The following is a 19,301-nucleotide window of genomic DNA, read 5'->3' on the forward strand; positions in this document are numbered from 1 at the left end:
ATCTGGGGAAATCTTAGATTCATTCGCTAAACTTTGAGAAGGCCGTTTAAGATAGGAAGCGTATTTAGGAAGGATAGAAGCTTATTGGAGCGAGTATTAAGGCGCCAGATTATCAATTTTATGTAGGTTGGTAATAGCTACTAGATTATATTAGCTGAAAGAGAAGTCCATAGGTCAAGTGATTTGCAGGACAGGATGTTACCCCACTTCTCTGGCGTAGATAGATATCTCCCCATATTACAATACGCTTTAATTAGTCTACTCAGGTTTTCTTATTGCATGATTTAGCCTAGCGATATCAGATGACAAAAGTGGGTAGTCTAATGAAAAGTAACAAAAGTAGGGGAAAGTACTTTAATGAGTAATCAAAAGAAGAGGCGCCTCCTCGTTATTGGTGCTACTGGGAAAGTAGGTGCGGAAGTCGTTTATTCTTTAGTCAAGTACCCGGATATCCAAACAGTTGCTGCTATCCGGCGGGATGATCAGGCGCAGTCGATGCTTGATATTGGCGCGGAGCCAATTCAGCTTGATCTTGATGATATGACTACAGTCGAGAAGTCAGTAGTTGGTGTCGACGGAATTCTCTTGATGACCGGTTACACCGTAGATATGTTGAAGCACTCGAAACGTGTTATTGATGCTGCAAGGCGCTCAAAAGTTGATCATATTGTTCATATCGGCGCTTCTGGTGCTGATACCGCCGAGGTTTCCCATTGGGGGTGGCACCAGATGATAGAAGCTTATATTGAGCAGCAAGGGTTTAGGTATACCCATCTACGTCCCGAGGGCTTTATGCAAAACCTGATTAGTTTTGGGTGGCTGCAAAATGGCAGTTTAACCAACCTAATCGGTGATGCTCGCTGGAGTTGGGTTGATGCTCGTGACGTAGCGGCAATCGCGGCTGCAGCCCTTAAAAGCCCTGATAGATTTAGCGGTCAAGTCTGGCGTCTCGGTTATGATGCTGCGAGTATGGCTGAGGTTGCCGAGATGATGAGTGACTTGGTAGGGCAGTCAATAGCGTTAAGCCCACTTGACCCCCAGATCTTTTATGAGGAGGCTGTAGCTGCTGGCGCTGATCCTGTCTATATGGCCTGTATTAGGGATCAGTTCCGTTTAAATGCAGCTGGCGCAATACCTAATGCAGATCGGACTTTTGATGAGGCCGCATTCAAGGCAGCTGTTGGTAGGTTGCCTGCTACATGGAATGATTTTATTCGACGAAATGCAGAGGCCTTAAAGGTTGCCGCAATTTCATAAGGGTAGATAGTGATTCCTGACAGATAGTTTTATAGAGTTACTGGTTCTTGGTAGCAGTTATCTGAAATAGCTTTGTGATTATCAAGAGTTCAAGACAACTGTTATTTCGACTGTAGACATGTGAGAGGCTAAGAACTGGTAATGAGAGAACAAATTCTAACTTCTACGATTACCTGCCCTGAGTGTGGGTATAAACAGGTAGAAAGTATGCCAGTTAATGCTTGTCAATGGTTCTATGAGTGCGGGCAGTGTGGGAAATTATTAAGCCCCAAGCAAGGTGACTGCTGTGTATTTTGCTCCTATGGGTCAGTTCCATGCCCTCCGATTCAAAAAGGCAGTGAATCTTGTTGCTCCTTTTAGAGGATAAGAGATGGAGTGAAAAGGTTTAGCTACTCAGATCTTTGCTTAAGCTGTTTGACAGCTTGGTCTATTTGAGTTTTTGTTTGCTTCAAGTAATCTCTCGGCATGGATTTTTAGAGAATCTATAGACTCATAATCAAAGATACCAACTGTTGGGTTAATAACCTTAACGTTCAAATAATCGTACTCAACCTTTCCAGGGCAGATAATAGTTTGGCAATCTTTAGTGTGTATAGTTGCTGGTTATCCATCGATTTTTGCATATCCGTGATAATGTCATGAAACCAGCGTAGCTGCCCCCAATTTTTTACCTCTTCATAACTAGTGTTTACTCTGCTGAGAGGAGCAGAGCCTGCGCCAAAATCAGCACATAATAATTTTTATCCGGAAATTCTTCGATGATATCCAGTAATATTATGCGGTGGGATCATTGGCCGATACTCCTGCATCGGCAAAGTATCAGTGGCTAAAATCTCTATTTATGATCATAAAGTCAACTGGGGAAAAACATTTCAGCACTAGAAGCTGCGATTACTAATTGGTAGGGACTGTTCGAAGGCAGGTTGGTGATTTCTTCACCACCAACTCCTCCTTCATCCAGGATTAGGATATTGATAGTTTCCTTTTTCTTTAGGCGACCCTCACTGATAATTATTTCTTCTGTAACGGGGGGTTCTGTTGAATTTTATCTTTTCAGTAAAATGATGATTGTAAATATAGGCGGTGATGCCGAAAACAAAGATTAGTAGGAAAAATCTAATTGCTGGTCGCCAAGTTTTCATTGTGCCACCTGATTGGTTCAAACTCATTGTAGTGGTGTTCGATTAGAGAAGTAATATTGCTTTGTGACTTTTAGATGTATGTTTCATCTACAAGCTTATCCTTCATTAGTTATAAATATTAAAGAGCTCTTTGAGCACCACTAGATGCGGTGTTTTGTGTATGAAATTTCAGAGGTATTTCTTTTTACTCTTCTCGCGTGGTGACTGATACTTCAGATGGGTGGCTTCTTATTAAATAAACCAAAAAAGTGAGCTGGTAATTGTGGGGCACTCTGAATACCGTGAACGTATAGTCACAGAGAGTGTAAAAGGTGTACTTACCTGAGTATTTTGCACCCTTGGTTAGCACTTTTTGGGATGGTGAGCTAAATAATGTGCAGCAATTGCAGAAATCGATTATCTATCACCAATAGGCCGCACTATGAACAACCATATTTTCCTGAAAATATTTTTATTAGCATCTCTTTTATTTGTTAGCCAGGTTCAAGCCGGCTCTAGTAGAAAAGTAGATGGCGACGATCAGTTAGTTGACGCATTTGACGCTGCTTGGGTAAGAATTATTAATAGCGGTAAATATCGAAAAATAATCCAAGACTTTGCTGAGCCGATTCCAGGAGTAATTGATGCAACAGATTACATTGTAAATCAAGCTGACTGCCTTCCAAACCCAGAGATCACTCCCTTTCCCGCCAAGCCCAGGGGACGATTTGCCAAGATATTGTCTTCAGGTCAAATACGCCGTGGGTATATAGCTGGAATGCCCTGGTTTATTAGTTCTGGAGCTAGTACTTCTGATTGGTTTGATAATGGTATGTATGGCTCAAGCATACTTGACGATATTTTTGTAGAAATACTCAGAGAAATTGCCAAGCATTACAGTGTGGAGCAGATAGAGGTAAATTCTATTGAAATTCCATTTCCTTTCAATACAACTTCTGCCTTACAGGATGGGATCTTTGGTACAAACCTTAGCCCGTTTAGTGAAGTCTACGAGATGTTCGAATTCGTTAATAACCCAGGTATCATCGTTGATATTATAGGCCAGTTTAATGCAAAAGGTGGTGAGTCTGAAAATCTGCGCAGGCTGAAGGGGCGTCGGTCAACATGCACCATTATTAGTTCTGGCCAGTTTATTCATATACCTGTTGGCTCTCCCTATGTAGTTAGTTCCATTGACGATTTGCAGTCTAATCCAAGTATAAGAATTTGTACTGGAAACCTTTCAACTCAAACAGCAAATCAGTATTTTCCAGAGAATGTGGTTGTCACTAAACGACAGCTTGATATAAAGGAATGTTATGAAGCAATCAGGGATGGAGAGGCTGATGTGTTCTTTAATTCACTTCCGAAAAACCCCTCCCCTGAAGCGGTTGGTGTAGTTGGTGCACCAATTTTTCAAGCCACTATTGATACCAAAATTGTTGCAGGAACACCTTACTGGGTTAAGGGAAATTCTGTTATATGCAAGCCAGTCTTTGTTCCTGGTCCCTTTAACTTTGGAACCTTTCGGGAGTGTGTGAAGAAAAAATATAATATTTCAGACTCATAGATCTTAAAAAGTTTTTATATATGGGGACGCGCTATAGATGTTGCTTACTTTGAGGATTAATTTTGATTAAGCTGTGATGGCAATAGGAGCGAGAAGCTATTCCCTCTGAAGCTCTACCGTTTAACTAATTGTGTATGGAACGTGTTAGCTGAAAGGTAGGGATAAGGTTTAACCTTGAGTGAATTTAGATGATATATACGCCCTTAAAATGCTTTTGATGACGGATAAAGACCTGGTTATTTTTGCTGGTACTGAAAAGGTTAGTCTGTGCATTTGTCATTGCATAGTGAAACTGTAAACTGTTCTTATTTCATTATTTTACACAAATCAGCGATATGCATCATACCAAGCGTGGCAAGAAAAAAGTTTCGCTTTTTAGCGCAACATTACTCAGTGCCACCTGTATGATAGGATCAGGGTGGTTGTTTAGTGCTCAATTAACGGCGAAATATGCAGGTAATTGGGCTTTTGCGGCATGGATACTTGCTGCTCTGTTGGTCTTGATGGTAGGGCTTTGCCTTGCTCGTATTGTGGCGACTTACCCAGTGCGTGGAGCCTTGGCCCAAGCTAGTGCCCTTTCGCACAATAGCATCTTTGGTATGCCTTTTGCTTTTGCGAACTGGTTTGGTATCTTGATGGTTGTGGCTACAGAAGCACAGGCTACAACACAGTATCTATCATCTGCTATCGGTTCTGCGATACTAATACAAAATCATACTCTTACTATATGGGGGAAGGTACTTGCACTCAGTATTTTAGCTGTTTATCTGTTAATTAACTTTTACGGTATTCGTTGGCTTACTAAAATTAATAATGTAGTCACTGTACTGAAGATTTTTACTCCATTATTTGCGCTTACTGTGCTTCTCATTGTGGTTTTTACCAGTAATCAAACCAGCTCAAATTTCTCCCTTTCTTACAATCAGCAGTTTGATTTTCGTAGTGCATTTTCTGCCATCATTGGCGCTGGACTTATTTATTCATACAATGGGTTTCAAATTAGTGTTGCATTTGCCAGTGAAATTAGGAAGCCAAGACGTAATATTCCACTGGCTATAACATTGTCAGTAGTGATTATCACCCTGGTTTATCTTGCGTTACAATTTGCTTTTATGGAGGCGATTCCGCGTGACCTGCTGGTTGAGACTGGTGGTTGGCGGGGATTGAACTTTACCTCTCCACTTCTAGATCTTGCTACCCTTCTTGGTCTGCATTTTCTAGCGTTAGTGTTACTCGCTGACAGCGTAACTAGCCCCTCTGCCTCTGGGTATACTTATCTTGGTGCATCATCAAGAATTTTATTCGCGATGGCTACAGTTGGGCAAATGCCTCGTTGGCTCGCGGTGTTAGATCCAATACATAATATTTCCAGACGGTCCATGCTAGTCAATTGGGTATTAGCAGCTGTTGTTCTAGCTAATGCGGATAGCTGGGCAGCACTTATGGTGGTTGTAACTGGATATCATGTCGTTGGCTATATGGCTGCGCCTATCAGCATGGGAGCACTAGAACCTGAAATGCGGTGGTTTGGACTTATAGTTTTTGTTCTACTCAGCCTGATAATGTTGACCATGAAGTCTTCATCGCTGCTTCTGGTTTGCGCTTCTCTAACTATTTTGATATCTATTTATGCATCATTACATATTACGGGTACGGGTGTACGGAAGTTAGCGCTTTTCACGTTACCATTCTTAGCCTATTTATGGACTCTATATTTTGTATCAAGTATTTGGCTGGTACTGATGGTATCAGGAGTTTTTTATTTAGTAATATCATCTCGCTCTTATGTCGAGCTCTGTAAGGGTTACGGTAGGGGAGAGGGGGATAAGAATAGAGTTAGGCCGGATCTGAAATACAACACCCTTAAGGCTAAATATGATCCTCTAAGCCGAGTGAGTTAGACCTGGCAGGTAAGTGGCACCACCAGTCAGGTCTAACCTTAATGATCAAAACATAGAATTCACCATCTCTTTACTTTTTGACTTACCTGACCCGTGATTACGATCGTCCCAGGTAACTCTTCCAGTCGCGAGATTCAGCTTCACACCTTGGTGTCCAACATAGGTATCACCTTGGCGTAGGGACATTTCGGTAAAGACTCCCTGACTATTAAAATTAAATTTTTCCAGGTTAGAGATATTAAAATTAACATCAAACATTCGATTAAAATCCAGTACTCCACGTACCACATCAATCAGGGCTTGAGTATGTCTTAGGCTGGATCCGTTCCCACTCATTGTTTGGTGCGAAGAGTTGCCATTTAGAGATACGCCGCCAAACACCCATCCTCTCCACTTTCTTCCCGGTGCAATAGGGCACACCGCTGCCATTATCTCAAAGGTATCATCCCTTACCTGTGGAGCTTGCATTGAACCAGAGAAGTGAGCGACTACCCCAATCTTTCTGGGAGCGCCACTATAAAGTACCAGTCCTACACAGGAGCCATAACCGTCAGATCTTAATTCTCCTGCATTGGTGCCGGTTACCCAAGTACACTCCGGCCTGAAACGATAAGCCGCATAGCCATCTCCCAATCGAACTGCCATAGCATAGACTCCTTATTGGAAATTTATTCAATATATGACCATTCAGTCTGTACCAATATAACGATAAATTACGTGAGAGCCTTGATCAATATCAGCAGATTACACCTTTGAAGAATGACTATTTGCTGGATAGTTAATGTCCAACCTTTAGTGCGGGAGCTTTTGGTGTTGGTCGCAGTGTTTTATAGGTTAAAGTTAGCTTAACGGGCTAACTGAACGGTAATCAAAGTCTGCTGGCAAACCCTTGCGCCGGGAAATAGATCTTGAAGTAGGGAGCTAGGTATTGTTATGTCTCCCCACCAAGATGCTTGAGAACGTGGCAAATTTCTTCTTTATTATCGTTAATAAGTCTTTCTGATAATATTTTCAACTTGTCAATTGATTTGTAATCGAATGGATCTACAAAGGGGTCAATAATTTCAACATTCAAATAGTTGAATTCTATTTGGCCTTCAGGAGCAAGCGATTTTGCTATGTCAAGTGTGTATATTTGTTGGTCATCCATTGATCTCTGTACATTGGATATGGCATCCTGCATCCAATTCAATCTTCCCCAATTTTTGAGTTCTCGGTAATTTTTCTCCATAGTTTCTAGTGGAGAAGTACCTGCGCCTAAAACAAGTACATAGTATTTTTTTCCAGGGAACTCTTTGATGATTTCACGCAGAATAATGCTTGCAGGGTTGTTTGCTGATATTCCTGCATCTGAATAATAACGATGTTTAACATCATCATTGTGGCTCATAAAGTCTACGGGCGGAAAAAGGGTCTCTGCGGCGGCGGCAGCTGTTACCAGTTGGTAAAGAGTGTCTGTCGGCAATTCGCTACTATCTTCGCCGCGGTTCTTAAATAGATGTAGCTTACCGGTATGGATATCGAGTGATGGAATAATGACGTAATTATTTAGTTCTCTAAAATTCAGTTCGCTACTATAGTGCTTTTGCATGACTTCATGTAGTCGATCTCCCAGAAATCTAGGAGATAAAAAGCCATTTACTGTTAAGATTTTGTGATACCATGGCGAAGAGAACAAATATTCGCTTTCGCTTTTATAGATATCAATAATTTTTTCACTTTTTGAATGAAGCTCTGCTTCTTCATCCTTGAACATGTAGTCTTTCTGATGAGGCATATTTAACCCGGTTGCGATGATGGCACCGGTTGATACCCCACTAAACACATCAAAAATTTCACTGGTAGGCTTACCTAATTTGTCCTCAATATATTGAAGGACATAAAGAGGGATAAGACCGCGAATACCACCACCATCGATGATAAGGATTTTGATAGTATCTTTGTCTTCAAGCCCCTTGTTGCTGACTATTGGTTCATCAGAAACAGGAGTCGCATTAAACTTGATGCTTTCAGCAAGTTGATTGTTGTAGAAATAAACAGTCCCAATGAAAGCAAAAGCTAACAAAGTAATAGTAAGTAGTAAGTATCTGGTCCTCATGCCAAATTCAACCTGTATCCTCTTTATTAAGAAGAGTACTAAATGGCGTATTAGTTTTGCATTAAAAATACCTTTTGGTGACTGTGAATATATAAATATTTTTTACATTTTATATATCGATTACCAGGCAGTCGTAAAGATATTTAATTGGGGAGGGCTTGTGGCTGTTTCACTGGGAAATTATTTGTTTTTTTTGTGGTGGGGAAGATTTATATTTTATCCTCTTTCTTATTGCTTCTCGTGTTTCTATCTCTCGAGGTGGTTTTTGGCTTATATTTTATCTGAATGTATTGGAGCTAAAGGGCTATTGAATTATTCGTTTTAGCCTCACTGTCTGAGGTCTTATATTAATAAGTGGTCTCAAATATAATCGCTTTAGTTCTATAGCTGGCATGTGAAATATTAATGTATATTTAGGACAAAAATAGTATTTTGCCCTAAATAACTTCCACTCAGTTGCAGCTATGCCCATCTACATCTGCACCGTCTTCAACCCTATTGCAGTTAGGGCATTGGAATCCTCCGCCCGGTTGATTCTTGTAATTAATGTAGCTCCATCCAGTGGGAGGGTTGTCAGGTGTGTACTTGGCTTCTACTGGAGCAGGGTTTGGATTTTGGGGGTCTAAAGTCCCGTCTTTAGTGCTAAGTTCAACTTCCATATTGATTACCCATTTATATATTTAAAAGTACTGATCGATGATGCTGACCAGGCAGATTCAACAAAAGATACTGCTTACTTTTTAGTAAGCGAGTCAATTCTATATGTCCACGTTGTTGCTGTTCTACTTCTGGTTATCACATCTTCTTACATGGTGGAACTTTGGTGCACAATTAGTTAGTTTCTGGCTCAGTTTGTCTGGTAAGTTACGTATTGTCGTTATTTTACGTTTGTATTTTTCAGTGGCTTATGAGTGTGGGTGTAGGATGGTTTCAAGAAATAGCCGGGGGCACTTTGTAATGATTTTTCTGCCAATAGATTGAAAAGGTGCTTTCCTTGATTAATTTAAAGCAACAAGAGTTTATAGCCTTAGCTATTCTCCTGAGCGGGATTAAAGTATCTGTTTAGGGTGAAATCGTGCAGTGCGTGGTGTGTGAATAGATTGGTTGTGTGCCAGATGATTAATCTAAGTTGTTAGATTATTTTTGGTGTGTGTGATTTTACGCCATTTTTTATGAGGTGTGCGTGAAGTAGGAACCTTGGAGATTTTTTAAGGGGAAGAATTACAGGAGAATATCGTGAATTTTAAACCATATAAAGAAATTGAAGAAAACCGATTTCGAGAGGATTTTGGTTTCTATTTTGAAGACTTCGAAGTTGGACTGGTGATAGAGCATCGTCCTGGTAGAACCTTGACACGAACTGACAATGTCTGGATGACACTACTTACTATGAATACTGCTCAGTTGCACTTTGATGCGCACTATGCTGAGCGTACAGAGTGGAAATTGCCACTGGTAGATAGTACTTTAACCTTGGCAATCATAACTGGCATGACTGTTAATACGATTAGTAAAAAGGTTGTGGCCAATTTGGAATGGGATAAAGTAAAGTTGTTAAAACCAGTCTTTGAAGGGGATACTATTTATGCTGAAAGTGAAATTATCTCTAAGCGTGAATCGAAGTCGCGGCCCGCTCAAGGTATAGTTACCGTTGAGACTAGAGGTATCAAGCAGAATGGTGATATATTTATGACGTTCTTAAGAACTGTGCTGGTTTACAGAAGAGGGCACACACCGGATTATGCTATTCTTTAGCAGCCTTTGATTGTAAGGTTGTATAAAATATTGTTACATAAAAAATGTGATTTTACTGCAGTTAGCGCCGGTGAACTGAAGTGCCTACTTAAGGTGGGCCTATATGAGCACCCTGACACTAAATACTTAATTATCTATTTTTGACAGTTTTAAGTTTAGTCATTGAGTGATCAATACCCACGGGAAAAATAGGATAGCAAGTTTGAAATACTGCCTAATATAAGCACAATCTGGCTCCACAGGAGTATCTTGCAGCGAGATCGTGAGTTTCTGAAGGGCTTCCCAATTTGAAAAAAAACAACAACTATAAGCCCCATGATAATTGGCGCTAAGCCTCCCCCTATGCCAGCGGCAATGTTTCCTGTGCGCAAGAATTGGCCGAGAAAGGCTGCGGTAAAGGCGAGTGCTATAGAAAGTAATAGAAATAGAACTAGAGTAGCCCCGGCCTTGTTGGTTTTAGTACCATCAAGAGTATCACTATTTGATATTGATGCTGAGGAAGCATTTTTATTCATAGAATTTTATCCATTTGTTTGTTTCTAATTGGTACGGCGCATATTTAATAGGGTTCCTGGAAAAATTTCCTAGTAACAACTCACTTAGGGTATCATGCTTGCAAGTCGTTTCTAATACGTCTTATTACATCGAGCCTATCTTGTTTTATGTAATCTGATATTGCAGGATGAATCAGCGCGAACTTAGAAGTCTGTTGTTTGCGCAGGGTTTTATTGAGGTTTAATAAATAGAGGTTTGTAAAACGATAATTGAGTGCTAACTATCTAGGGGGAATTTTACCTTGTGGAGGTTAGTAATCGTAATTGTCGTATCCAGATCGATATTTTGAATCAAACTTATCATAATAGAAATCTACCCTGTTGCCTTCACGGCAGATAACATCGCAGTGGCTTTGATTTTCAACACAGATATTTTGTGGTCTTTCATTATCACGAATGCACTTGCGGTAGATATCTCTACAGGTATGCTGACAGCGACTGACGATCTCACGTTCGTAAAGAGTTTCGCCCCGGGTGACTTGAGGTGCCAGTGTAATAGCAAACCCTGTAAGTAGAATCGGAAGCACTCTCTTCATAACTGTGTTAGCCCCTGCTATGTCCACTCTGGGTGGACTAACACGCTAAAGATAATGTTTATCTGACCAGGGGACAAAAAACTCTAAGATTATTTTGTGATTAGCACGTATTTTGTATGCCTGTTTCTATGAGTATCCTGGTAAACATATTACATAACGTGATTGTTCTGTTAGGAGACTGGCTATTCACTTATCCCTATGTCGGCTTAGTATCGTTGAAGAGTATCCCTGCCTGCTGTTTAAAACACTATTGAAGGAAATACAGTTTCAGCACTAGCTGCAGCTGTTGCCAGTTGATAGAGGCTGTTTGAGGAAAGATTGGTAATTTTACCTTGGTCACTCTCTGGGGTGAGCGAGCCTCAAAGAGTTTTGCATTTCGCTGGCTGAGTTTCCCTTACTATGGGAAAAAGGTGTAGGCTGAAGTCAGTTTGCGCCTAGTGATTGAGAGTGCGCTTATTCTATTGGCAAGAAGATATCCGTAATCATTTCACTCTCTTTCACCTCTGGAAAGAATTTCACCCTCTCCAGAAAAATCGGGAAGTTTCGCAGTGTGAAACCAGACACTTCCAGCCAGTCTGAATATAGATAGCTTACGGTGATACCTATTGTGTCATCACTGCCGGTATGCCTGATAACCGCACACTTACCAGCGGGAATAGTCTTGCTCTTGATGCCATGGTTATCATTCTTCACTGAATATGGTACTGAACAACAGACATCATACTGGTACTCACCCGGTTCGGTTGTTGCCGGATCATTATAGAGAAGATTGAATGTCCTGCTTGTAGCCGGTGTTAGCCCCTGTGATTTCCTCCACTCAATAAATTTTCTAATGGTTGTGCTAAGTAGATTTGGTGGCCCCTTGTGCTCCAAGGCCGCTACCAAAGTTTCGGGAAAGTCTATGATGGTCACTTGGATTTTGTCCTGGCTTCTCATTATCTGTGTTCTCAATGTCAGAATAGGCTGGTAGTGGGAAAGCCAATGGTCCCAGTTTGGCGACAGCCGGAACTTTGATGGGCTCTGACCAAAGTGCTTTTTGAATGCCCGAGAGAAAGCTTCATGGCTGTCATAGCCATTTTCCAAAGCTATATCCAGGATCCTTCTGTCTGTGCGATAAGCCAGCTGGTAAGCGCTACGCTTAAGCCTTAACAGCCTGACAACGGCCATTAAGGGCATGCCAAAATATGCTGAGCATTGGCGATGAAAGTGATACCTGGATAACTGGGTGAGCCCGCATAGCTGGTCGATATCCAGCTCGGTATCAAGGTTGGCTTCGATATAAGCTAGTACTTGCAGAAATTGTTCCCGATAACTGGACATACTTGCCTTCCTCCCCTTTGGTAATGGAATACTATAACGACAGGGTTACTAAGGCTTGATCAATCTTGCTGAGTAGAGTTGAGGGTTGGTTTGTCTAACTTGAATGGGGGTAAATGGGAAAGTGGTGGGGGCTTAGCCCCCATTTGAGTACTAGCGGATGCCAGTTAGCAGGGGGTGGATGATCGCTTAAAGGTGTTGACCATCATTTTTGCCTCTTTGAGGCTACTGAGATAACCCTTGAGGGAATTTACTCCGGCTTTAACCCCGAGTGAGCTCAACTTCATAACCAGTGAGAGGGCGAGCTCTGATTTGAGATAGGGCGTGAATGCCAGGAATGCCTTGAAGATAGAACAATGTATTCTGTTTAGCAGGTTCTGTATTTCTTTGTTGCTGGTAGAGATCTTTTCAGCCTTTTTTTCGAAAGCCTTCAGCTCATCCAGGTACTCCACAAATAAACGGAAATTGAATACAACGGTTCTATGCTCCTTGTACTCCGCAATGATAGTACTCAGGGCATCGTTGATTTTTCTGAGGGCGATATAATCTGTTCTGGAGAGACTCTCATAGGAGTTAGAGAGATACGTAATGGTATCTCTCCGCAACTGACAAAACTCGAACAAGTGCTGGTCGTGTTTTCTCATTTCCCAAAGCCGATATATCTGGATTGAAATGAAGAAAAGAGCAAGGGCTAACAATATGTAGAGCACTACTCAAACTCCTTTTCATTAATTGGCTTTCTCGGTGCCACTTTTCTGGTGGGCGGGGAATAGGAGAAGGCATTATCCATCAGCTTCAGGAACCTGTCTCGATACTCCCTATTATCTGCCGCTAGTCGATCAATTTCAACTTGACGATCTTTCAGTCGCCCGCTGTACATCCAGAAAAGTAAATAATGTGCAAAGATGAAAAATACGACAAACAGACCATTTTTCAGGCCCATTTCTTGGATAAAGTGGAGTATATCTTTGAGGGTATCGGTCATGTAGTCCCTTAAAGCCAATTTTACAGATTCATGCGCATTTTTAACTATTGAGACTATTGAATCAACTTGATACGAACCCCTGTTGCCGATAATGGGGACTCGTGTGCAAATTACTAGGATATGGGAGAGCCGGGGGAGCTACGTCTCGGCCCTCTGTTAATGAGCTGGGTATGGTAAAAAGCGGGGACCTGGGTATTACTGTACTTCTGCCGAGCGTGACTCCGCTGGCTCTTTGTTATCCTCAGCCTTACTCTTTTCGGGATTTTTTATTACGCCTTTCTGGAGCATTAATGTGTTCGGATAGGTGATCAATTCTTCCCCTCTCCTGATTAATACATGGAAGAGCGTGATTTCCTCAATAATCCCGGAAATGTCGTCGTCCTTATCCATTACCTGGATTTTGTCACCCACACGATAAGGAAAACCGAAGAAAATAATCAGGCTGGCGGTGATATTGCTCAGAATTGACCACTGGGCAAAGAGCGCCACGCCAATTACAGCAAATACCGAAGAGAGGAAGATGGAAACCTGGGTATATTCAAATCCCAAAGCACTGATCAGCAGTGCCAAGTGAAATCCCAGTAGCGCAATGCCCACAGTTTTGGAGATGTATTTCAGGCGGTAGGGTTTCACTGCTTTGGCGCCGCCTAACTTTTTGATGGCGGAAGAGCTCAATCTCATGCAGATAAAATAAGAAGCCACAATCAGTGCAGCGACCAATAAATTCATATTTGTGTCTCTCTCTTTGTGCTGGGGCAGGCTTATCGAGGGGTTCCAGTGGGCAATTGATCGAGTAATAAGAGGCCCTAGTATCTGGGTTTTGCCTATGGGGCCGGATCATAGTGCCAGAGTGTCACGCTGCCAAGCGGCTTGAGGGTAACTGGTGGGCTGGCCTTTGGTGTCAGACTCTACCTCTCCTTGACCACCATTGGATGTTAGTGAGCACTTCCCGGCCCTGTGGTCACTTAATTCTCTTGCCGGTGTCACTTTTCAGCCTCTAAACTGTATTTATATACAGTATTGGTGTTCCCTAATGAAACTGACCCCTTTATACAGCCATGGTGTTGCAGCAGGCTTCCCCTCTCCCGCGGATGACCACAGGGAGGATTCACTAAGCCTCGACCAACACCTTATTACCCGGCCCGCTGCCACTTTTATGGCGCGTGCCAATGGGGACTCCATGCAGGGCCTGGGAATCTTTGACCGGGATCTCCTGATAGTAGACCGCTCACTGGAGCCGGCTCAGGGGGATGTTGTGGTAGTTGCCCTGGATGGACAGCTCGCCTGCAAGGTCCTGGACCGCTACCGGGGGCGCCTGCTCTCCGCCAATGATCGCTACCCTCCGATATCTATCAGGGAGGGGCAGGAACTCGTTGTGGAAGGGGTGGTAAAGGCATCTATTCGCTACCATCGATCTTGCTGAATGCTGGCATTGGTGGATTGCAACAGTTGCTACGCCAGCTGTGAACAGATTTTTCGGCCGGACCTGCGGGGTAGGCCAGTGGTGGTGTTATCAAATAACGATGGCTTTGTGGTAGCGCGTTCCAAAGAGGCCAAATTGCTGGGTATCGGTGATTTGGAACCTTTCTTCAAGATTGAACATTTGCTGCGGCATCATGATGTTGCCATTTTTTCCAGTAACTACCCTCTCTATGGTGATATCTCTCACAGAGTCATGACAACCTTGCGGGACTTTAGCCCAGAGGTGGAGGTGTACAGTATTGATGAGATGTTCCTCAATCTGCAAGGCCTGCGGGAGGACTGGGTCGAGTACGGGCAGGGAATACGTCGAACCCTGTGGCGGGATGTACGCATGCCGGTGGGAGTTGGAATTGCCCCCAGTAAAACCCTGGCCAAGTTGGCGAACAGAGCGGCGAAGAAGATTCCCAAATGCGATGGGGTCTGTGTCTTGGATGGCCCGCAACGTTGGCAATGGCTGCAGAGACGCATACCAGTTGACAAGGTGTGGGGAGTTGGTCGGCGCTTGGCCCAACGGTTAGGGGAATTTGGCATTGTAACTGCCTATGACCTGGGGCAGGCCAACCCCAAAATTTTACGCAGGCGTACCAATATTAATATTGAGCGAACTATCGAGGAGTTGAATGGCTCTCCCTGTTTCAGCCTGGAAGAGCAGCCCGCGCCCAAGAAGCAGATTTATTGCACCCGCTCATTTGGGGAAAAGCTCACCGAGCTGCCGCCCCTGTTACAGGCTATTACACTCTATGCGAGTCGGGCGGCAGAGAAATTGCGTGCGCAGGAATACCTGGTAACAGCGATTCACCTGTTTCTGCATACATCCCCGCATGAGCCCAACTATTACAGCCGCAGCACCGTGGTGCGATGTCCTTACCCTACGGATGACACCCGCTTGATTGCCAGTTTGGCGAAGGGGGCCATAAGGGAACTCTATCGTCCGGGACACCGTTTTATGAAAGCTGGGGTGGGGCTGGTTGAGTTGGTACCCAAGACTTTGGGGCAGGGTGATCTATTCGCCATCGGGCAGCCGGCCCGTGCTGGTATGATGATGCAGACACTGGACCGGGTTAATCAGCGCTTTGGCAGTGGCACTTTGTTTTTAGGTGCTGAGGGTGTGCAAAAGCAGTGGAAGATGCGGCAGGCCTATCGCTCACCGGCCTACACAACGCGTTTCGAAGCTCTGCCGGTAGTTAATATTTAAAGGGCAGGCAGCAGCATTAAGGTCTGTATTTGCGGTATGTATATCGGGTGTTCCATTCATATTGCAGTTCTTGATTGCTGTGGGGGTGGTATTTAGTGGGGCGTTACAGTGAAAACAGAAGGCGGGTCTGAGGACCTAATGGTTTGCCAATTGTTTGGCAGAAATCATGCTGGGCAAGTTAATGCGGTGATAAAGTTTGCACTAACCCTGTTGTTGGAAAAGGCCCGAGGGAAAGCTTCCAATTCCAATAGTACAAAATATTAACGCCTTCATGATTAAGGTTGACAGCGAGTAGAAGACAGCAGCAGGTAGAATTAACGCTAAGCTCGTGCCGCTATTTCAATCTTTAGTTTAACCCTGCCTTTAGCGTCTGGAAGAACGATAGCAGAAAGGTATTACGAGACCGGTGCACTAATTTTGCTGTTCCAAATGCTTAATAATTCTCTCTAAAGCCGGGCGATTTTCTTCAATTAGCTGGTCAGCATAGGCTCTCAGGTGCCCTTTGGAGCCGGCGTCAAAGATGCCTACAAAAGGTTCTGCAATATCTATATCCAGAAAATCATATTCGATGCGCCCCTTGGATGAGAGAGACTTGGCAATTTCCAGTGTAAAAACCTGCTGGTGATCCATGGACAATTGAATATTAGAGAAGGCATCTCTCAGCCAGCGTAAACGCCCCCAGTTTTTTATTTGGTCATAACTGATTTTCGCCCCCGCAAGAGGTGGATTGCCAGCACCCAGGATCAGTAAATAGTAATTTTTCCCGGGGAATTCGTTAATGATATCCAACAAAATCAGGCTGGTTGGGTTGTTGATAGCCATACCCGCATCGGCGAAAAATCGGTGTCTTGTCTCCCCATCCGGAGCCCTGAAAATTACTGGTGGGAAGGCCGTCTCTGCACTGACAGAAGCTGTAACCAATTGGTAAGTGGTATTGGTTGGTAGGTCGGTGACAGAAGTTCCTCGGTTTTTAAAAAGGTGGATTTTTCCACTGTGTACATCCAGGGCGGGAATAATGACGTAGTTTTTTAAATCAGTAAATGGAAGGTGTTTTGAGTAGTGCTTCGCCAAGGTCTCGTGTAAACGGTCCCCGAGAAAAGAAGGGGAAAAAGTCCTCCTGCAGTGAGTATCTTATGATACCACGGAGAGGAAAATACATAATCGGTATCCTCCCGATAGACCTTTATCATGTATTCAGTGGCTGACAGGTCTCCGCCACGGTATTCAAGGAGAGATTTAAATGGAACATTAACCCCGGTGGCAATTGCCGCTCCGGTAGAAACCCCGCTAAAAACATCGAATAGCTCACTAACAGGTTTACCAAGGCGGGACTCCAAGTACTGGATTATATAAAGTGGAATGAGGCCGCGAACTCCGCCACCTTCAATAATGAGAATATTGATAGTGTCTTTTTTTTCGATATCTGCCGTGCTTTTTATGAACTCTTCAGTCACGGAGGTTCTTTCAAATATAGCCGTCTGAGTGAATCGGGTATTGTAGATATATGCAATCGTGATATAGAGGGCGACTAAAATTAATAGACTGATGAGTACTTTTTTGGCCATGATTTTTTCATTGCAGCTAAGGATAAAAGCTCCAGCCGTGGAGGTTGCAATTCAGGGTCATTTCATCGGGTTCCTGCCAGTGCTTAAATAGTATTCTCGAGTAGTGACGCTAAACAATGATAGATGATAAATATAAGCCAGCTGTGCGGTAGCAGTTAAGTATTTTATGTGGAGTGCGGAGGTTATTCTTTACGCTAAAAAAGTGGATAGTGATAATGTGGGTATTGGTAAGAATGGCGCTAAATAGCCAGGGAGCGGTAGTTTGTAAGAGGTTAGAGAGAGCAAAGAAAAGGGGAAAGCGGACTTTCCCCACTATAACAAACGAAGAGGATTCAGTCTTTAGCGTAGACACATGGGGTTGGCGGATTCAAACTGATTTCCCAGCCAACGATTACTTCCGGTGCAGTTTGGATCAAACAGATCAATCAGGTCAAATTGCTGATTGCCAGATAAAATGTTGCCAAGAATCTGGTAGTTGGAGCTATTTGGGTCAGTCAGGACGATACCACCATAGTTGGGGGAGGCATTAGAGCCGTTGTTTGTTACGAAGTTCGTGCTAATTTTACCACCATTCCCGCCGCTGATATTAATACCAATCTGGCCATTACCGGTCACAGTATTTTGGGTAACTGTGGCAAAGTTACCATTGATGATTACTCCGGTTTGACCATTATTTTCAAAGGTATTTTGCGCAACAATGATATGATCTCCGTCCAGCTCTAAACCGTCTTCACTAAACCCCGCCACATAACTAAATGTCAGCGTATTGCGCAGGCCAAGTATTTCAACGCCTTCGTCACCATCGCCTAAGATGGTGCACCCGGAGACTATATTGTCATTTCCCAACACCTCTACACCATCTGAAACAGTGGAACCGGCGACTCCGGTGATGGAAGTGTCAAGCAAAATATTACCGTCGCTAAATAATAGGACTCCATTCCTAATAACATCTGTCATCGTCATATTGCTGATCTGATGGAAGCCATCGCCCATGGCTACGACGCCATTGAGGCAATTATTAAGTGTGCCATTGCTGACTCTTGCAGCGGTACCTTGTAATTCGACAGCTGTAAACTCTGTGGCGACGGGATCTAGTGTGGAGCAGTTAATTGCGAACCCATTCATATTAAGAATGCCGGCAGGGCCCTGCACGGTAAGTGCAACTGGAGTTGCCTGGCTGAGCTCGCAATTTAGATTACCTGTTAATGTAGTTGGCGAAGTTATAGTGTCGCCACAGCTAACCGCGAATACGTGGAGGGAAAATAGCGATCCAGCAATGAGTACCGCGACACTTTTTATGGCGTTTCCTAAGTTGAAGCCATAACCTTTCATCTGGAACTCCTTTCCAAAAGGGCAAGTGATTTAAATATTTAAAGCATAGCCATTAGTGATCTATTTGCGTGAGTAACCGTATATTGACCTTTGGTAAGGTGTATGAAGTTTGGGTTATTTGGAATAGTTATATTAGCGGAAGGTATTTTATCTATTGTCGATCGACCAAAATGCTTTTGCCTCTGGGGGCAAAGTATCCAGTACTCGATCGAAGACTGTTTCATCAACATGTTTTCTCAATGCCCAGGCAACGTCCTTGATTGCGTTGTCGGTAGAAAAGTTATGATCCGGGCGAAGGTTCCTGACTTCCTGTGTCATAGTTTGTAAATCTTCAAATGGCTTTTGCTTTTCTGTGACATCCCATTGTTCCACAAAGAGGGATCGCAGGCATGGGGGGAGTGCTTGGGAGAACCTGATGGCATCCTCCAGGGAAAGGCGGCGACGGAACACCTGAAAGACACCCTGGGTCATTGTGAAAGTAACATGAGTGCTCCATAAGTTGGCTTGATTTCGTGCATCGATAAGATATTCATAAAATTTATCTCGGGAGCGCTGATATTCTGCAGGAACAGGCAAATTCTTATACCCAGAAGTATGAATCGTTAACTTAATGTGAGGGTTGTACCGGGAAAT

At 43.3% G+C, this 19,301-nt stretch carries 19 protein-coding genes; 7 read left to right on the forward strand and 12 right to left on the reverse strand.

Going from position 1 to position 19,301, the window contains the following annotated elements:
- Positions 1 to 357: 357 nt before the first annotated feature.
- The 4 genes from P3339_RS08475 (at position 358) to P3339_RS08490 (ending at position 5,849) form a co-directional block, all read left to right on the forward strand.
- Positions 358 to 1,257 carry an NmrA family NAD(P)-binding protein gene (locus P3339_RS08475; protein WP_020413285.1) on the forward strand — a complete coding sequence of 300 codons (900 nt, stop codon included), beginning with the start codon at positions 358 to 360 and terminating at the stop codon, positions 1,255 to 1,257.
- Positions 1,258 to 1,398: 141 nt separating this feature from the next.
- Positions 1,399 to 1,617: a GDCCVxC domain-containing (seleno)protein gene (locus P3339_RS08480; RefSeq protein ID WP_083922721.1), complete on the forward strand. Its 219-nt coding sequence runs from the start codon at positions 1,399 to 1,401 to the stop codon at positions 1,615 to 1,617.
- A 1,203-nt stretch (positions 1,618 to 2,820) separates the two neighbouring features.
- Positions 2,821 to 3,948 carry a hypothetical protein gene (locus tag P3339_RS08485; RefSeq protein ID WP_020413284.1) on the forward strand — a complete coding sequence of 376 codons (1,128 nt, stop codon included), beginning with the start codon at positions 2,821 to 2,823 and terminating at the stop codon, positions 3,946 to 3,948.
- A 335-nt stretch (positions 3,949 to 4,283) separates the two neighbouring features.
- Positions 4,284 to 5,849 carry an APC family permease gene (locus tag P3339_RS08490; RefSeq protein WP_282953048.1) on the forward strand — a complete coding sequence of 522 codons (1,566 nt, stop codon included), beginning with the start codon at positions 4,284 to 4,286 and terminating at the stop codon, positions 5,847 to 5,849.
- A gap of 45 nt (positions 5,850 to 5,894) precedes the next feature.
- Here the strand turns inward: P3339_RS08490 and P3339_RS08495 are convergent, their stop codons facing one another.
- The 3 genes from P3339_RS08495 to P3339_RS08505 form a co-directional block, all read right to left on the reverse strand.
- Positions 5,895 to 6,494, reverse strand: a complete 600-nt coding sequence (locus P3339_RS08495) for a hypothetical protein (RefSeq protein WP_020413282.1) — start codon at positions 6,492 to 6,494, stop codon at positions 5,895 to 5,897.
- 286 nt (positions 6,495 to 6,780) lie between these two features.
- Positions 6,781 to 7,947: a patatin-like phospholipase family protein gene (locus P3339_RS08500; protein WP_020413281.1), complete on the reverse strand. Its 1,167-nt coding sequence runs from the start codon at positions 7,945 to 7,947 to the stop codon at positions 6,781 to 6,783.
- Positions 7,948 to 8,399: 452 nt separating this feature from the next.
- Complete coding sequence (locus tag P3339_RS08505; RefSeq protein WP_282953049.1) at positions 8,400 to 8,606, reverse strand: hypothetical protein; 207 nt, start codon at positions 8,604 to 8,606, stop codon at positions 8,400 to 8,402.
- A 577-nt stretch (positions 8,607 to 9,183) separates the two neighbouring features.
- Here P3339_RS08505 and P3339_RS08510 point away from each other — a divergent pair.
- Positions 9,184 to 9,702 (forward strand): MaoC/PaaZ C-terminal domain-containing protein, encoded by a 519-nt coding sequence (locus P3339_RS08510; RefSeq protein ID WP_020413279.1) that lies wholly within the window; start codon positions 9,184 to 9,186, stop codon positions 9,700 to 9,702.
- Between the two features lie 170 nt (positions 9,703 to 9,872).
- On the opposite strand, the gene P3339_RS08515 is transcribed toward P3339_RS08510, so the two are convergent.
- The 5 genes from P3339_RS08515 to P3339_RS08535 all read right to left on the reverse strand — a co-directional run bounded on the left by P3339_RS08515 (position 9,873) and on the right by P3339_RS08535 (position 13,823).
- Positions 9,873 to 10,217, reverse strand: coding sequence for a hypothetical protein (locus tag P3339_RS08515; protein WP_020413278.1), 345 nt, complete (start codon positions 10,215 to 10,217; stop codon positions 9,873 to 9,875).
- 1,028 nt (positions 10,218 to 11,245) lie between these two features.
- The gene (locus P3339_RS08520; protein ID WP_282953050.1) at positions 11,246 to 12,112 is read right to left on the reverse strand and encodes an AraC family transcriptional regulator; all 867 of its coding nucleotides are present in this window, start codon (positions 12,110 to 12,112) and stop codon (positions 11,246 to 11,248) included.
- A gap of 164 nt (positions 12,113 to 12,276) precedes the next feature.
- Positions 12,277 to 12,819, reverse strand: coding sequence for a hypothetical protein (locus P3339_RS08525; RefSeq protein ID WP_020413276.1), 543 nt, complete (start codon positions 12,817 to 12,819; stop codon positions 12,277 to 12,279).
- On the reverse strand, positions 12,819 to 13,094 hold the full coding sequence (locus tag P3339_RS08530; protein ID WP_020413275.1) for a hypothetical protein: 276 nt from the start codon (positions 13,092 to 13,094) through the stop codon (positions 12,819 to 12,821). The genes P3339_RS08525 and P3339_RS08530 overlap by 1 nt, the downstream gene beginning before the upstream one ends.
- Positions 13,095 to 13,289: 195 nt before the next feature.
- Positions 13,290 to 13,823, reverse strand: coding sequence for a mechanosensitive ion channel domain-containing protein (locus tag P3339_RS08535; protein WP_282953051.1), 534 nt, complete (start codon positions 13,821 to 13,823; stop codon positions 13,290 to 13,292).
- Positions 13,824 to 14,127: 304 nt separating this feature from the next.
- On the opposite strand from P3339_RS08535, the gene P3339_RS08540 reads away from it, so the two are divergent.
- Positions 14,128 to 14,517: a LexA family protein gene (locus tag P3339_RS08540; RefSeq protein ID WP_282953052.1), complete on the forward strand. Its 390-nt coding sequence runs from the start codon at positions 14,128 to 14,130 to the stop codon at positions 14,515 to 14,517.
- On the forward strand, positions 14,518 to 15,771 hold the full coding sequence (locus tag P3339_RS08545) for a Y-family DNA polymerase (RefSeq protein WP_020413272.1): 1,254 nt from the start codon (positions 14,518 to 14,520) through the stop codon (positions 15,769 to 15,771). It abuts the gene before it with no gap.
- 411 nt (positions 15,772 to 16,182) lie between these two features.
- On the opposite strand, the gene P3339_RS08550 is transcribed toward P3339_RS08545, so the two are convergent.
- The 4 genes from P3339_RS08550 to P3339_RS08565 form a co-directional block, all read right to left on the reverse strand.
- On the reverse strand, positions 16,183 to 16,842 hold the full coding sequence (locus P3339_RS08550; RefSeq protein WP_282953053.1) for a patatin-like phospholipase domain-containing protein: 660 nt from the start codon (positions 16,840 to 16,842) through the stop codon (positions 16,183 to 16,185).
- Positions 16,800 to 17,336 (reverse strand): patatin-like phospholipase family protein, encoded by a 537-nt coding sequence (locus P3339_RS08555; protein WP_282953054.1) that lies wholly within the window; start codon positions 17,334 to 17,336, stop codon positions 16,800 to 16,802. Before P3339_RS08555 ends, P3339_RS08550 begins: the two co-directional genes overlap by 43 nt.
- Before the next feature lie 339 nt (positions 17,337 to 17,675).
- The gene (locus tag P3339_RS08560) at positions 17,676 to 18,668 is read right to left on the reverse strand and encodes a right-handed parallel beta-helix repeat-containing protein (protein WP_282953055.1); all 993 of its coding nucleotides are present in this window, start codon (positions 18,666 to 18,668) and stop codon (positions 17,676 to 17,678) included.
- Positions 18,669 to 18,815: 147 nt separating this feature from the next.
- Complete coding sequence (locus P3339_RS08565; protein WP_282953056.1) at positions 18,816 to 19,244, reverse strand: DUF2267 domain-containing protein; 429 nt, start codon at positions 19,242 to 19,244, stop codon at positions 18,816 to 18,818.
- Positions 19,245 to 19,301 lie beyond the last annotated feature (57 nt).

The sequence above is a fragment of the Microbulbifer sp. MLAF003 genome (assembly GCF_030012965.1).
In the GTDB taxonomy this organism is placed as follows: Bacteria; Pseudomonadota; Gammaproteobacteria; order Pseudomonadales; family Cellvibrionaceae; genus Microbulbifer; species Microbulbifer variabilis.

Coding starts and splice junctions, on each gene's coding strand:
- P3339_RS08545 (WP_020413272.1), top strand. CDS start 14,518: ATGCTGGCATTGGTGGATTGCAACAGTTGCTACGCCAGCTGTGAACAG.
- P3339_RS08560 (WP_282953055.1), bottom strand. CDS start 18,668: ATGAAAGGTTATGGCTTCAACTTAGGAAACGCCATAAAAAGTGTCGCG.
- P3339_RS08555 (WP_282953054.1), bottom strand. CDS start 17,336: ATGGCCAAAAAAGTACTCATCAGTCTATTAATTTTAGTCGCCCTCTAT.
- P3339_RS08475 (WP_020413285.1), top strand. CDS start 358: ATGAGTAATCAAAAGAAGAGGCGCCTCCTCGTTATTGGTGCTACTGGG.
- P3339_RS08505 (WP_282953049.1), bottom strand. CDS start 8,606: ATGGAAGTTGAACTTAGCACTAAAGACGGGACTTTAGACCCCCAAAAT.
- P3339_RS08495 (WP_020413282.1), bottom strand. CDS start 6,494: ATGGCAGTTCGATTGGGAGATGGCTATGCGGCTTATCGTTTCAGGCCG.
- P3339_RS08490 (WP_282953048.1), top strand. CDS start 4,284: ATGCATCATACCAAGCGTGGCAAGAAAAAAGTTTCGCTTTTTAGCGCA.
- P3339_RS08520 (WP_282953050.1), bottom strand. CDS start 12,112: ATGTCCAGTTATCGGGAACAATTTCTGCAAGTACTAGCTTATATCGAA.
- P3339_RS08500 (WP_020413281.1), bottom strand. CDS start 7,947: ATGAGGACCAGATACTTACTACTTACTATTACTTTGTTAGCTTTTGCT.
- P3339_RS08540 (WP_282953052.1), top strand. CDS start 14,128: ATGAAACTGACCCCTTTATACAGCCATGGTGTTGCAGCAGGCTTCCCC.
- P3339_RS08480 (WP_083922721.1), top strand. CDS start 1,399: ATGAGAGAACAAATTCTAACTTCTACGATTACCTGCCCTGAGTGTGGG.
- P3339_RS08530 (WP_020413275.1), bottom strand. CDS start 13,094: ATGACCGATACCCTCAAAGATATACTCCACTTTATCCAAGAAATGGGC.
- P3339_RS08485 (WP_020413284.1), top strand. CDS start 2,821: ATGAACAACCATATTTTCCTGAAAATATTTTTATTAGCATCTCTTTTA.
- P3339_RS08535 (WP_282953051.1), bottom strand. CDS start 13,823: ATGAATTTATTGGTCGCTGCACTGATTGTGGCTTCTTATTTTATCTGC.
- P3339_RS08515 (WP_020413278.1), bottom strand. CDS start 10,217: ATGAATAAAAATGCTTCCTCAGCATCAATATCAAATAGTGATACTCTT.